Origin of the sequence: Fibrobacter sp. UWH6, from assembly GCF_900142465.1 — a bacterium.
GTDB lineage: Bacteria > Fibrobacterota > Fibrobacteria > Fibrobacterales > Fibrobacteraceae > Fibrobacter.
The window spans coordinates 95,032-109,293 of sequence record NZ_FRAX01000006.1 but is presented as its reverse complement, the minus strand read 5'-3'; the positions used below and the strand labels follow the sequence as shown (position 1 = coordinate 109,293).

General features: G+C 51.0%; 12 protein-coding genes and 1 tRNA gene. 9 read left to right on the top strand and 4 right to left on the bottom strand.

Translation table 11 applies throughout. The annotated features are described in order from the left end of the window. The first annotated feature begins 307 nt into the window (after nucleotides 1-307). Nucleotides 308-1,324 (top strand): polyamine ABC transporter substrate-binding protein, encoded by a 1,017-nt coding sequence (locus BUB73_RS07350; RefSeq protein ID WP_254795014.1) that lies wholly within the window; start codon nucleotides 308-310, stop codon nucleotides 1,322-1,324. Between the two features lie 2 nt (nucleotides 1,325-1,326). On the opposite strand, the gene BUB73_RS07345 is transcribed toward BUB73_RS07350, so the two are convergent. Continuing rightward, nucleotides 1,327-2,133, bottom strand: coding sequence for an exodeoxyribonuclease III (locus BUB73_RS07345; RefSeq protein ID WP_073284753.1), 807 nt, complete (start codon nucleotides 2,131-2,133; stop codon nucleotides 1,327-1,329). Nucleotides 2,134-2,362: 229 nt separating this feature from the next. On the opposite strand from BUB73_RS07345, the gene BUB73_RS07340 reads away from it, so the two are divergent. From BUB73_RS07340 to BUB73_RS07305, 8 genes are all read left to right on the top strand, one after another. Continuing rightward, the gene (locus tag BUB73_RS07340) at nucleotides 2,363-2,956 is read left to right on the top strand and encodes a hypothetical protein (RefSeq protein ID WP_073159906.1); all 594 of its coding nucleotides are present in this window, start codon (nucleotides 2,363-2,365) and stop codon (nucleotides 2,954-2,956) included. Nucleotides 2,957-3,000: 44 nt separating this feature from the next. Next, nucleotides 3,001-3,891 carry an MBL fold metallo-hydrolase gene (locus tag BUB73_RS07335; protein ID WP_073284750.1) on the top strand — a complete coding sequence of 297 codons (891 nt, stop codon included), beginning with the start codon at nucleotides 3,001-3,003 and terminating at the stop codon, nucleotides 3,889-3,891. A 20-nt stretch (nucleotides 3,892-3,911) separates the two neighbouring features. Beyond that, complete coding sequence (gene trmB, locus BUB73_RS07330; protein ID WP_249506174.1) at nucleotides 3,912-4,688, top strand: tRNA (guanosine(46)-N7)-methyltransferase TrmB; 777 nt, start codon at nucleotides 3,912-3,914, stop codon at nucleotides 4,686-4,688. Between the two features lie 58 nt (nucleotides 4,689-4,746). Then, nucleotides 4,747-6,399 carry a DNA repair protein RecN gene (recN, locus tag BUB73_RS07325; RefSeq protein WP_073284747.1) on the top strand — a complete coding sequence of 551 codons (1,653 nt, stop codon included), beginning with the start codon at nucleotides 4,747-4,749 and terminating at the stop codon, nucleotides 6,397-6,399. Nucleotides 6,400-6,430: 31 nt separating this feature from the next. Beyond that, nucleotides 6,431-7,606 carry a CDP-diacylglycerol--glycerol-3-phosphate 3-phosphatidyltransferase gene (pgsA, locus tag BUB73_RS07320; protein ID WP_073159900.1) on the top strand — a complete coding sequence of 392 codons (1,176 nt, stop codon included), beginning with the start codon at nucleotides 6,431-6,433 and terminating at the stop codon, nucleotides 7,604-7,606. A 100-nt stretch (nucleotides 7,607-7,706) separates the two neighbouring features. Further along, nucleotides 7,707-7,780, top strand: a tRNA-Met gene (locus tag BUB73_RS07315). A gap of 142 nt (nucleotides 7,781-7,922) precedes the next feature. Further along, nucleotides 7,923-9,674 (top strand): ATP-binding protein, encoded by a 1,752-nt coding sequence (locus BUB73_RS07310; protein WP_073159898.1) that lies wholly within the window; start codon nucleotides 7,923-7,925, stop codon nucleotides 9,672-9,674. Continuing rightward, nucleotides 9,662-10,702, top strand: coding sequence for a radical SAM protein (locus BUB73_RS07305; RefSeq protein WP_073284744.1), 1,041 nt, complete (start codon nucleotides 9,662-9,664; stop codon nucleotides 10,700-10,702). Before BUB73_RS07310 ends, BUB73_RS07305 begins: the two co-directional genes overlap by 13 nt. On the opposite strand, the gene BUB73_RS07300 is transcribed toward BUB73_RS07305, so the two are convergent. From BUB73_RS07300 to BUB73_RS07290, 3 genes are read right to left on the bottom strand one after another with little or no spacing between them, the layout of a single operon-like run. Further along, the gene (locus tag BUB73_RS07300; protein ID WP_073284741.1) at nucleotides 10,699-12,138 is read right to left on the bottom strand and encodes a pyridoxal phosphate-dependent aminotransferase; all 1,440 of its coding nucleotides are present in this window, start codon (nucleotides 12,136-12,138) and stop codon (nucleotides 10,699-10,701) included. The two genes, BUB73_RS07305 and BUB73_RS07300, sit on opposite strands and share 4 nt — an antisense overlap. A gap of 3 nt (nucleotides 12,139-12,141) precedes the next feature. Then, nucleotides 12,142-13,815, bottom strand: a complete 1,674-nt coding sequence (locus BUB73_RS07295) for an alpha-glucosidase (protein WP_073284738.1) — start codon at nucleotides 13,813-13,815, stop codon at nucleotides 12,142-12,144. Between the two features lie 12 nt (nucleotides 13,816-13,827). Further along, nucleotides 13,828-14,205 (bottom strand): hypothetical protein, encoded by a 378-nt coding sequence (locus BUB73_RS07290; protein WP_073159892.1) that lies wholly within the window; start codon nucleotides 14,203-14,205, stop codon nucleotides 13,828-13,830. Between the last annotated feature and the right edge of the window lie 57 nt (nucleotides 14,206-14,262).

Below are 14,262 nucleotides of genomic sequence, written 5' to 3'. Positions count from 1 at the left end.
TCATCTCCTTTAAGATGAAAACCAAACCAATGCCGACCAAGATAATCCAACCACGAACAACTTAGTCCGTAACTTTTTTAGTTACAATAGGTCAATATAAAAGTTTTACAATCTTTTTTCAACAGGAATATCTACACAACACCCCCAAAAGTGGGCTAAAATCGTCAAAAAACGGGTATTCAGTGACCTAAGGCATCATTTTTTACACAAAAAGTGTTTTTTTCATTACGATTTCCTTGTTATTTTTCTCTTGTAAATGAAAAAGTTTTTTCTAATCACGTTTTCTTTCGTCTTCCTGGCCGTTTTCATGGCTGGCTGCAGAGGCGATCAGAACAAGAACCAAGACCCAAACAAAGTAACTGTAATGATTTACAGCGAATACTTTGACCCGTCCATGCTGACAGACTTCCAGATGAAGACCGGCTACAAACTCCACCTGGAACTTTACGAAGCCCAGGAAGAGATGATCAGCAAGATACAGACCTCCGGCAACAGTCAATATGACGTCATCATCGCCAGCGACGTGGTAATTCCGCAGCTGATCCGCCTGGGATTCATCGGAAAAATTGATACGAACCAGGTGTTCAACCGAAGAAATATTGCAGAACAGTTCCTCAACCCGCCTTATGACACCACCGACGAATATTCCGTGCCTTACCTGTGGGGTACAACGGGAATCCTTTACCGCGACACAACCCTAAGCCCTTCTAAGGTCAGCTACAACACACTTTTGGATGAAAAAAGGAACAAAGGGTCCTTTAGCCTCCTTGACGAAAGCCGTTCCATGCTCAGCATGGCCCTTATGGCCAAGGGGTATGACGCAAACTCCACCGATCCCGAACAGATCAAAGCAGCCGCAGAGTACATCAAGGGCATTACCAAATCGAAGAACTTCCTAGGGTTTGACGGCTCTGTCAGCGGTAAAAACAAGGTCCTTTCTCGGCTAAACTGGGCCGCAGTGGTCTTTAACGGAGAAGCCATGGCCGCCATGACAGAAGATCCGACCTTACAGTTCGCCATTCCAATCGAGGGTTCCTTCATGTGGGTAGACGCCATGCTCCTGAGCAGCAAGGCCCCGAACCCTGAGGGAGCCTATGCCTTCATGAATTACATTCTCGACACCAAGACCGGGGCTAAATTGGCCAAATACATCAATTACGCCACCCCCAACAAGTCCTCATTGAACATCATCGACAGCGTTTTCAAGAAAAACAATGTAGTCAACCCCACCAGGGGCGACATTTCCCGACTGGTGTTCCTGAAAGATGTGGGCGAAGCCGTAGAATTCTACGATCAGGCCTGGGAATACATCAAACGAAGATAAAACTAGCCTTCGTTCTTCTTGATCGGAAGAGGGGCAAAGGGCGGTTCCAGCTCGATGCTGATGGGGCAATGGTCTGAACCCTTTACGTCGGTGTGGATTTCGGCGCTGACAATGTTAGGAACCAGGGCGGCATCTACAAAGGCATAGTCAATACGCCAGCCCACGTTACGGGCACGGGCGCCAAAACGGTTGCTCCACCAGGAATAGACGTCCTTGGTTTCGGGGTGCAGCTTGCGGAAGCTATCCACAAAGCCGTTTTCCACATACTTATCCATCCAGGCGCGTTCAATGGGCAGGAAGCCGCTGACATCGGCGTTTTCCTTGGGACGTGCAATATCGATTTCCTTGTGGCAGGTATTGTAGTCGCCAACGGTCACCACATGCTTGCCATCGTCCAACCAGCGCTTGCTGTTTTCAAGGAAGGCATCGTAGAAGCGGAGCTTGTAGTCGAGGCGGTCGTCGCCGGAGCCACCATTGGGGAAATAGATGCAGTTCAGCACCCAGTCCGGGAAGACCAACTGCAAAACACGGCCTTCGTCGTCAAATTCTTCGATATCGAAGCCGTAATTCACGCGATCAGGTTCAATCTGAGACAAGACACCCACCCCGCTGTAGCCTTTCTTGCGCTTACAGGCGTTCCAGTAGGCAAAATAGCCCTCGGGATGTGCAATAGCTTCGTCAATCTGATCTTCTTCTGCGCGCACTTCCTGCAGGCAGAGGACATCCGGCTTTGTAGAGCTAAACCAATCGGCAAAGCCTTTCTTGGCAGCAGATCTCAAGCCATTGACGTTCCAACTGTATATGTTCATTCGACACCTAATCTTTATTTTCGGCGCCAAAGATAGCTTTTTTAGCCTGTCATTCAATGTCAAAAAAAGTGTTCGTTTTTTCACTTAGGGAGGTTCATGCCCAAAAACACAAAAAAAAGCAACTCCGTTAAATTAAGTTTACAAAACGCGCTTATAAAAATGTTAAATCTTTTTTAATTATCTTAATAAAAAAAACGCATATCCAAATAATAAACGTATATTTAAAACCATGAAATCTAAAGTTCTGTTCTTATCTGGCATCGTATTTTCGTCTGCAATCTCCCTTTTGACTGGCTGCGCCGGTTCTTCCAGCGGAGAGAATCTTGAAGTTCCCACAAACCTGCCCCCCATCTGCCGAGACATCGACTTTGTGGAACAACCCGATATGCGCGAAATGTGCGGTGTAAGAACGGTCAAGAGCCGCGCCTATAAGAACATTCCTCAGCAGCGCTACCTGATCAAGCCTCAGGAAACTTCCATCGTCAAGAGCGGCAACATGCTGGAGCTCCGTTTCCAGAACTCCCTCCCCCTCTATCTGGACGGCCCTATCGTCGACGAAATGGAATTCAGCCAGGAAAAGCGCCTGCAGAAGATCAAGAACACTTACGATTATCACGAAATTTACAACAAGGGTGCAGAACGTATCCGCGTCTTCAAGATGGGCATCCCCACCGACCAGGGTAACATCTATAATTTCTGCTTCCGAATTCCCGAAAAGAAGGGTAACGCCCGTACTCGTAGCGTCGCCATGGGTAACCATATCGAAGCTCTGAGCTGTGCCGACTTTGATCGTCTGATCGAAGAGAATGCAAAGACCAAATAAATTGGTTTTTCTAAATTTGCGCCATAAAAATTGACTGGTTTTTAATGGCTGCAGAAAATAAATACATCCATAATGCCCTGAAGCAAGTTCATGTAGAAATACCGACCACTTCTGTGTCGGGTTTCTCTATTTCGGGGCTGGCCACCTACTTGCAGATGCCCGAACTGGATTTCTGCGTTGATTTGGGCGAATGCCCCCTGTCGGCCACCTCCATCAATCATGTATTTCTGACTCACGCCCATGGCGACCATGCTCGCTGCCTGATGCGTCATCACAGCCTGCGCAAGATGATGGGTGTAGAACGGGATAGCGTCTATTACATTCCCGAAAACATCGCGGAACGGGCCAAGGACTGGATCCGTGCCGAAGCCCTGTTCGAAGGGGTCGCCGAAAACAAGTTCCGTCTGCCCACCATTGTCCCCGTGGCCCCAAACGAATTGCAGTTCCTGGAGTACCGTAAGGACCTGGCCCTGGAAGCCTTTGAAGTAAAGCATTCCATACCGGCTATGGGCGGCACCGTATACCATTACAAAAAAAAGTTGAAGGAAGAATTCCTGCAGAAAACCCCTGCCGAGCTGATCGCCCTCCGCGAAAACAAGGTGGAAATCACCCGCGAAGTTTACGAGCCCCTGGTCAGCTTCATGGGAGACTGCCTGGGAGAAAGCCTGCTGGACAACTACCGCGTTTTCCAGTCCAAGATTTTGATTACGGAATGCACATTCCTTTCGCCAGAAGATGAGGCCATGAGTGTAAAGAAAGGACACAGCCACATCAACCACATTGTACACGCCCTCAAGGAAATGGGCGACAGTGTCAAGTGCGAAAAGATCATCCTGAGCCATTTCTCCATGAAGTACTCCGACAAGTACATCCGCGATGTAATAGCCAAGGCTATTCCCGAAGAATTCAAGGATAAAATTGTGGTTCTGCTATAAGGCGTGCAAACCGAATAAAAATGGAAAAAGAAATTATGAACGAAGAAGCAAAAAACGAAGTTGAAGAAGTGGTTGAAGGCGCCGCCGCAGCCGCAGAAAAGGAAGTGGTCATTCCGGAATTTTTCCGCGACCTGAAGGAAGACGAAAACGCCAAGGCCCTTTGGCACTATGTATTCCGCACCAACGGTGACCGCAAGCCCATTGCAACCCCCGACGGACTCCCCCACAAGCTGGACTTTGACTGGAAGGACATGTTCCCCACCCACAACGACCACATCGAAGTGGAAATCGGTTCCGGCAAGGGCAGCTTTATTTCGGACTATGCCGCCAAGCACCCAGACTATTTCATTATGGGTAGCGAATGGGATTACACCTGGGCCGCATTCGCCCAGCGCAAGATGGACAAGGCAGGCGTTCTGAACAACGCCAGCATGCTCCGCGGCGACGTATTCTATTTCCTCCGCGATTGCGTCAAGGACAATACCGTAGACGCCTTCCACATGTACTTCCCGGATCCGTGGCCCAAGGAACGCCACCACAAGAACCGCCTGCTCCGCCCCGACTTCCTGGAACAGGTGGCCCGCGTGATGAAGCCCGGCAAGCGTATTTTCTACTGGGGCACCGACCACAAGGAATACAACGAAGTGGCTCTTGAAGTGTTCGACAACTTCCCCGGCTGCAAGGTGCTGGTCCGCAACGAAGCTGAGCCTACCGAAGGTATCATGACCGGCTTCGAAAAGAAGTACCGCAAGGAAGGCCGCCCCATTTACCGCTCCATCATCGAGTTCGAGAAGTAAAAAAGCAACCGGTCCTTGTCATCTTTTGACATGCTATTTTTTCTAGTTTGTTTGCGGTATGTTAAAGCAGCTTTCTATTAATGGTTTCACCCTGATCTCGGAAGCGGAAGTTCCCTTCCGTCAGGGATTCACTGCAATCACCGGCGAAACCGGTGCTGGTAAGTCCGTTCTCCTGAAATCACTTCGCGTGGTTTGCGGAGACAAGGCTCAAGGGAGCTTTGTTCGTACTGGCGCCGACAAGGCCGTTGTGGAAGCCACCTTCGACATTTCTGGCGAAGATGACGTAAGGAACGTTCTCAAGGAACTGGAACTGGACGACGGAAATGACGAACTGATCATCCGCCGCGAAGTCCTGGAAAACGGCAAGGGCCGAGCCCGCGTAAACGGTTCCGTGGTCAACTTGTCTGACCTGCAGAAGCTGGGCGAAGAACTGATCCAGATGCACGGCCAGAGCGAACAGCTGCTGCTCCGCGACACCCGCACCCACGCCAAGATGCTGGACGACTACGCCGGCAACGGAAACCTGCTGACAGAATATGCAGGCCACTGGTCTGCATGGAACGGTATCAAGTCCAAGATTGTAGAAACCGAAGAAAAGGCCAAGAATCTTGCGGCCCAGAAGGACTTTTTAAAGTTCCAGTTCGAGGAACTTTCTAAGGCCAACCTGAAAGAAGGCGAAGAAGAAGCTCTTGAAGAAAAGGTAAACAGCGCCTCCAAGGTGGAAGCGGAACGCCGTTACCTGGATGAAGTCCAGGGAATTCTCGGCGGTGAAAACGGACTGTTAGACCAGGTGCAGTTGCTGCAGGCCAAGATGCGCACCCTGGCCGCCAAGGTTCCCGACTACGACGAAGATTTGAACGCCCTGGTTGAAGTGGCGGACCCCTTTGAAAGTATCTGCAAGGACTTGATGAGACTGTCGCCGTCTGCAGCGGTAAGTGCGGCAGACATCGATCGCGCCAATGCCCGCATCGCCCAGATCCAGAAATTGAAGCGCAAGTACCGCACCGACGTGGCAGGCCTTATAGAACTGACCGAGCAGCGTCGCACCGAACTGGATAGTCTTGAAAATCTGGACGCCGACCTTGAGGAACTGGAACGCCAGGCAAACAAGGAACAGGCGGAACTGAACCGCATCGCAAGCCTTTTGACCGAAGCCCGCAAGAACGCCGCCGAACGTTACGACAGCGCCGTCAGCGAAATTCTCCATAGTTTGGGCATGCCCAAGGCTGAATTCAAGACCTCCATCGAGGAACAGGCCCTCACGCCCAACGGCGCCGACCGCATTGAATTCCTGCTGGCCCCCAACCCCGGCGAAGGATTCAAGAGCCTGCAGAAGGCCGTTTCTGGCGGTGAACTTTCCCGTATGCTTCTGGCCATCAAGAGCGTTATGGCGGAACTGGACCGCGTGCCCCTGCTGATTTTTGACGAGGTGGACTCCGGTATCAGCGGCGAAGTGGGAAACAGCATCGGAGACGCACTCCGCAAGTTGGGCAAGCACCACCAGATTTTGACCATCACCCACTTGCACCAGGTCGCCAGCCGCGCAGAGAACCAGCTGGCCGTCAGCAAGAAGGAAATTGACGGCAGAACCTTCACTTCTGTGGTCGAACTAGACCGAGATGGGCGTATCGCCGAGATATCCCGCATGTTAGGGGGTGATTCCGATACAGTTCGCGAACACGCAAAACAATTGTTGGACGAAAACTTGTAGATTTTATACGGAATTTGTAGAGAACAAAAAAATGACTGAAGAAACTATCTTAACTGAAGAGAAAAAATCTGAAGTAAGACTACGCACTCGTATCTGGAGCGCTATGCGCGCTGTTGTCTTTTTAGCGGTCATCGCCTTCATCTGGCTTGGCATGGCCAAGACGGCCTGTGCATTTGTCGGCATCGCCTTGATCATGGGTTGGGTCAATCTTTACCAGCTCAGATCCCAGGAAATCGAAAAGCCCTATTACAGGTTGTGGCTGAACTTTATCGACGGGATGCTCTCCTTTACCGTTCTGACCAGCATTTTCATTCGCGACTTGATGCAGAATGACCAGGCGGAAAAGCTGCTGGCAGTAGGTTGCGTAGTTCTACTGGCAAGAACCATTGCGCACACTCTGTTTTCTCTTGGAGTTCTTCGCGAAGGAAAGACACTTCCCCGTAAGCGCCGCTGGAGCAAGCTTTCAAACATTTCTATTACAGTAACTATGGGTGTCTACCTGCTGAACCTGGAAGACTATCAGCAGATTGCCATGGTCACCAGCATCCTGCTGGTTCTTGCAGCAACAGCAGCTTACGCTTACTGGTACTACCGCGACCCCGCACACCGCAAGCCTCTTTCTATTGCTAGCCAGCTCACCATGAGCCGCATTGTTCTGACGCCTTTCTTCCTGTGGGTATTCTTCTACGACAACGACCTGAACTACAGCAACAACAGCCTGGTCTTTAAGACTTTGTCCTTAGTGATGGTTCTTGGCTTTATGCTGACCGATTTTCTGGATGGACATCTCGCCCGCAAAATGGGTGAAGTCAGCACCCTCGGAAAATATCTGGACCCCTTCAGCGATAAGATTTCCAACATGACCATTTTCATGTGCTTTATCGCAACAGGTTACGCACCCGTCTGGATGGTCGCGATTATTTACTTCCGCGAATCCAGCGTTGAAACCTTACGCACTCTGGCGGCAAGCGAAGGTCTGATTATGCCGGCCCGTCGCAGCGGTAAATGGAAGACAGCCCTCCAGGGCGCAGGCATTGTAGCCATTCTCCTAGGCGCTATTGACCCCGTGCGCATGATGATTCCCGGCTTTGATAGCATCTGGGAAAACTTCCCGCAGATTGTCATGGGCGTCATTACCACAGTGACTGTACTCAGTGGCGTAGACTACTTCGTTTCTAGCAAGCATATCCTTAAGAAGTTCGTCTAATCAGTATACAGATCTAGTCGGTACGTCCGACGGACAAAAAAAATGCACAAGAAGCCTTGACAATGTTCAAGGCTTTTTCTATATATGGTCTCAACATCGACGCGGGGTAGAGCAGTTGGTAGCTCGTCGGGCTCATAACCCGGAGGTCGCAGCGTTCAAGTCCTGCCCCCGCTACTAAAGAAAAGAGATCTAGTTTAGATCTCTTTTCTTTTTTGCATTTCTCCTAGTTAGCATTGTTTCCAAAACAACGTTATTAACCTCACACCCAATTGATAGTATTCTAAAAAACATCCATATTTTTCTAAATTGCCCACCGATGAAGGAAAAAGACGACAATTTTTCAAGACTGATTAACGACGATAAAATCCTGTACATTCCCGCAATGAGGATTGTGACATTGGTTTTCGCCATAATCTGCACCATGTTCATCGCGGTGAACATCATGCAAAAAGAGCCCCTGATCGCCGCCATCAATGGTGGTATCGCGTTCATCATGTTCTTCAGCTACTTCACCATCATCCGTTTCGACTCCCTAAAAGTTGCAACCCCCGTCACGATGCTGATGCTGACCGTCCTGATTATCACCTACATCATCAATGGCGGTCACGAAGGTTTCGGTGTCATGTGGGTGGTGCTAGTCCCTGTCATCGCCCTTTACTGTTTCCACACAAAGTTAGCGGTAGGCTTCCCTCTGTTCATCGGAGCCATCCTAGCCATAGCCTTTTTCACTCCAGTCTTTGAATACTGCTACCAGTACCAGGAATCTGTACGCGTCCGCCTCCCCTTCATTTACACAGCTGAAGTCGCCATAGCCATCTTGCTCAAGCGAAATATCAACTTGAACAAGAAATACATGAACCACCTGCTCCGCCAGAACATCCAATACAAGGAAAAGGCAGAAGCGGCCAGCAAGGCAAAGAGCGATTTTCTCGCAAACATGAGCCACGAGATTCGCACCCCCATTAACGCCATTCTGGGAAACGACGAACTGATCCTGAGAGAATCCCAGGAACCTGATTCCCTGGAATACGCAAAGAATATCAAGACATCTAGCAAGGCCTTGCTTTCCCTTATTAACGACATTCTTGATTTTTCAAAGATCGAATCGGGTAAACTGAACATCATTCCCACAGAATACAACCTGGGAATTTTGGTTAAGGATTCCTTCAACCTGATTGCTAACCGAGCAGAAAGCAAGGGACTGGAACTGCGAACAGATGTTGAACAGGCTGCGCCCTCGGTCCTGCTAGGCGACGAACCCCGTATCCGCCAGATTTGCAGCAACCTGCTGACCAACGCCATCAAATACACCAAGAGCGGTTCCGTTACGCTTCGCGTTTATACGACCATTGGCGAAAAAGACTGGATCAACTTGATTATCGAAGTCCAGGATACTGGCGTAGGCATTTCCGAAAACAATCTGAAGTACCTGTTTGATTCTTTTAGCCGAATTGATGAAAGGCTTCACCGCAATATCGAAGGAACCGGTCTGGGTCTGGCCATCACCAAGCAGTTGGTCGAACTGATGAACGGAACCATTCAAGTCGAAAGCATTGCAGGACGCGGATCCACATTCAAGGTTAGCCTTCCCCAAAAGATTGTTTCTGCAACGCCGGTAGGCGACATAAATGTTTCTGTTCAGGAAGAGGAACCTACTTACCACGAAGAGTTCCACGCCCCCAACGCCCACATCCTGGTCGTCGACGACGTATCTATGAACCTGAAGGTTTTCTCGGGACTTCTCAAGAAGACCCAGATGCAAATCGATACGGCCGTCAGCGGCGAAGAATGTTTGAAGATGGTTCGCGAAAAACAGTACGACCTGATTTTCCTGGATCACATGATGCCCAAGATGGACGGTGTCGAAACCTTCCGTCTGATGCGGTCTCTAGACAACATGAATCCTAATACGCCTGTTGTCATGTTGACAGCCAACGCACTGGAAGGCGCACGGGAACAATACCTGAGTGAGGGTTTTGTAGACTACCTGTCAAAGCCGATCCATGCCGACCAGCTTGAAAAAATGGTACTGAAATATCTACCGAAGAATCTTATATGTCGCGTCTAACAGAATCCGAAGCTCTTGATTTATTTTTGAACGCCCCCCTGGAAGAACTTTGCGCCAGGGCAAATGTAGAGAAGGAACGTCGCCACGGCAAATCAGTTTATTGGGTGAACAACCGCCAGATCAACTACACCAACGTATGCATTCTGCATTGTAAGTTCTGTGCCTTCAGCAAGATCAAGAAAGATAGCGTTACCGCCTACGACTGGGATTACGACACCATTCGCGACAAGGCGGCTTTCGCCATTGAAGGCGGTGCAAGAGAGCTGCACATTGTTGGCGGCCTCCATCCGGATCACCCATTCGATTATTACATCGAAATGTTGCGCAAGCTTCGCGTAGAATTTCCCAAGGTCAACCTGAAGGCTTTTACCGCAGTAGAAATCGCCCACTTCGCCAAACTGTCTGGGCAGACTCCCCTGCAGATCATGGAAACGTTGAAGGGCGCAGGTCTTGATGCACTGCCCGGCGGCGGTGCCGAAATTTTGGTGCAGAGTGTTCGCGACCAGATTTGCCCGGGTAAGGAAACTGGCGAAGAATGGTTGGATGTACACCGTGCGGCACACAAGATTGGCATTCCTACCAACGCCACCATGCTGTTCGGCCATATCGAAACTCCGGAACATCGCATCGCTCACATGAAGATGCTCCGCGACCTGCAAGATGAAGCCCCCGGCTTTTTCGCATTTATTCCTCTGGTGTACCATCCGGAACACAACGCCCTTCACAGCATCGTTCCCAACATGACCAGTCAGGAAGATATTCTGCGTACGGTGGCGGTGGCACGACTGTTCCTGGATAACTTCCCCCACATCAAGGCTTACTGGATCCAGATGGGAATCGAGACCGCCATGAAGGCATTGCACTCCGGTGCCAGCGATTTGGATGGAACTATCATCGAAGAAAAGATTACCCACGCCGCAGGAGCCAAGGTTCCCGTGGGCATGAGTCCGGAACGTATGCGTCAGCTGATTTTGAACGAAGGTTTGGAACCGGTGGAACGCGACGCTCTTTACGAACGATTCTCTTAAAGCTCAACCATGCGTTCGACCGCTTCGGCGAACAACGCAGGCTCTTGCAACAAGCTAATTACAACCCAGCCGTCATCTTCGAAATCGAAGAAGAATCCCGGCTGTACCAGCACACGTTTTTCGCGAAGTAGGCGAAGAGTCAATTCCTCGTCATCGTCGCCCAGATGCAACACGGCATACCAGCCCCCAAGAACCTTGGGACAATACTTGCCGGGGAATGCGGCACGAAGGGTTTCCCAATTGTTTTGCAGACGCTCACGAACTTGTGCTTCGTAATCGGCGGAGCGAGCCAACAGCGGTGCCGCCAGAGACTGGGCGCAAGAAGAAGCGCTCAAGTAAGCGTCTTCAACGAATTCAAGGGCGGCACGGATTTCTTCGAAATTTTCACGGGGGGCATAGAAGGCCATCCAGCCGAATTTTAATTGCGGAGCGCCAACAGCCTTGCTCAAACCATTGAGCCAGAAAATGGGACACTTGGGTCCGTTTACAGGAGCAAAGACAATGTCGTTTCCACCGCAGTCAAAGAAGTCGGCGTTAATGTTTCCGTCACCAAGACCATTGCGGTTTCCGCCGCGCAAATACAGCCAACTGCGTTTGACTTCGTCGCTGAAGCCATAATCGCCGAAGACTTCATCTACCACGAGAATCAAGTTGTTCTCTTCGCAGAAGCGAACAATTTCATTCCACTCGGCGAGGCCCACAATATGGCCTGTGGGATTATGGGGCGAAACCAGCAGAAGGATGCGGGCGTTTTCGGGAGCGGCCAGCAGGCTGTCTGTATCCAGCACGAAGCGGAACTGGGGAGCGGAAGATTCAGGAAGGCAAGATGCATCGACTCCGCCCCGCGGGCTTTGCTCAGCATGATGCGAAGGAGCGACGTTCTGTTCTGCATGACACTCGGCGGGAGTCTGCGGGCTTCGCTCAGCATGATGCGCGGAAAGTTCCTGACGTAAAGAGCGAACGGTCTTTAGCCCAGTTTTCTTCTCGCGGATCAGTTTCAAAAAATAGGGAGCGCATTCCAGATGTTCCAACTGGGCCAGCGTATCCAGCAGCGGATAGCCGGGCATCGGCGTCAAGATGGCATCGCCTGGATTGCAGAATGTCTTAAAGAGTACAGAGTAAGCTTCGCTGGTACTTGCGGTAATGATGACCTGGTTTGCAGTAAAGCGACCACCTCTTTCACGATAGTAAGCGGCAACGGCGTCTCGGGCCTCACGCCAGCCCGAGGCATCGGGAGACCAATGGCCGAACTGTTTGCGGGCTTCGTCTACCGCGGAGTCCAATTCCACAGGCAGTCCCACGCGAACCGGCGAACTGACGGTCATGTCGATAAACGGAGCGCTTTCCTTTTTCGCTTTTTCCAACTCTTCGAAAAAGGGGCTGGGAGTCAAATCATTGGGAAGCCTTTCAGAAAGTCTAACATTCAAACGGTTCATTTATTACATCCCATAGATTACAGCTTCTAGCGGTCTTAAAACTCTTGTTACGCCCGACGATTCAAACGGACCTTCGTAATTGCCTATTAATAGTTTGCGGTTCTCTACCAGGCGTCCATCATATTCAACTTCCGTCTCGCCAAGGTTAACCAGCACCACAGTGCCGTCACCTCGCCTATAGGCCATCATTTGTTCGTGTTCGGGGAGCAGCGCCGTAAAGGGGCCCCCGTCCAGATCGGTATTGGAAGAGCGCAAGGCGATCAGTCGACGGTAAAAATTCAGCACGGAGTTTGGGTCCGATTCCTGGGCCGCCACGTTGATTTCGACATAGTTGTCGTTCACGGAGAGCCAGGGTTTGCCCGTGGTGAATCCGGCGTTGGCGTCGGCGTTCCACTGCATGGGCGTGCGGGAATTGTCGCGACTAAAACGGTTTACGAAGGCCATGGCCTGCTCGTGGGAAAAGCCTTCCTGCAGGGCCATCTTGTACTGGGCCTTGGTATTGATTTCGTCGTACTTTTCCAGGTCGTTCCACTGCACGTTGGTCATGCCGATTTCCTGACCCTCGTAAAGGAAGGGAGTCCCTCGCAAGGTCAAGAGCAGCGTAGCCATGGCCTTAGCCGCCAACACGCGCAGCTTGGGATCGGCAGCCACCCGTTCGCTAAAGTAATTGTTCACGCAGCGGGGCTTGTCGTGATTTTCGAAAAAGGCAGGATACCAGCCGTTCTTCGCAGTGGCCTCCTGGCTTGCCAGCAGAGCCTTCTTAAAATCCATGATGCCGTAGGGCGACGGCTTGCACCAGATTTCAACATCGTGCAGGTGGCCAAACTCGAAGAGCATATCGAAGGCGCCGTTCTCCCCTACCCAATATTTCAAGTCGTCGGGTCCCACGCCGTTTGCCTCGGCCACGGTGAACACGTCCTTGCCCTGAGTCACGTTCTTCTTGAACTCCTGCAAGAAATCCAGGACACCCGGGGTATTTACGGTCATGGTGTGAACGCTGACCAGGCCATCGCTTGCATCAGGGGTTCCGCTTTCAAAGCCGTTCGGTTTCTTGATGTAGGGAATGGCGTCAATTCTAAAACCGCCCACGCCCTTTTTAATCCAGAAGTTGGCAATGTCGAAAAGGGCCTGGCGCACGTCGGGATTTTCCCAGTTCAGGTCGGGCTGCTGGGTGGCGAAGGTGTGCATGTAGTACTGCTGACGTTCTTCATTCCATTCCCACACGGAGCCGCCAAAGATACCGCGCCAGTTGTTGGGAGGAGCCGGTCGCGTTCCCGGTTCGCCAGCAACGCCATCTTTCCAGATGAACCAATCGCTCTTGGGATTGTGGCGGCTGGACTTGGATTCCTTGAACCATTCACACTGATCGGACATGTGGTTGAACACCAGGTCCATCACAATCTTGATGCCACGCTTATGGGCCTGGGCAATCAAGTTGTCCATGTCGGCCATGGTTCCATACAGGGGATTGATTTCGTAAAAATTGGAAACGTCGTAGCCGTTATCCACCATGGGAGACGCATACACCGGCGTAAGCCAGATCGCCCCCACGTTCAAAGACTTCAGATAATCCAGCCGGCTGGTAATGCCGTTCAGGTCCCCGATTCCATCTCCGTTGGAGTCCTGGAAACTGCTGGGATAAATTTCGTAGGCAATGGTATGTTTCCAGCGCTGCATACGACGTCAAAACTATTTCTTGTGCTTCTTGATCAGGCCCACTAGAATCGTGGCCACCAAAATTCCGGCAGGCAGAACAACGGCGATGGTCAAAAGGATCAGCTTCTGGAAGTCGCTCATTTCCTTCAGGGATTTCTTGAAGTTCTTAATGCGATCCAGCAGGCCCACCTTCCCTGCCGGAGCGGCACCATTTGCGGCACCCTCGGCACCGGCAGAAGCCTCATCGGAATCAGCCAGATCCTCGGAACCGGCAAAAGCCTTTACATCGGGAAAGTGGCCCAGCAGACCTGCCACGGCATCCTTTATCGGCACCACAAAACCACCGACCTTGTCGGCGTACATGGCGTAGCGTTTCTTGAACGGACGTGTCAGTCTACCAGTTAAATCCATAATTCCTCTACTCTAGATTCCTCGACTTCGCCACTTCGTGGCTACGCTCGGAATGAC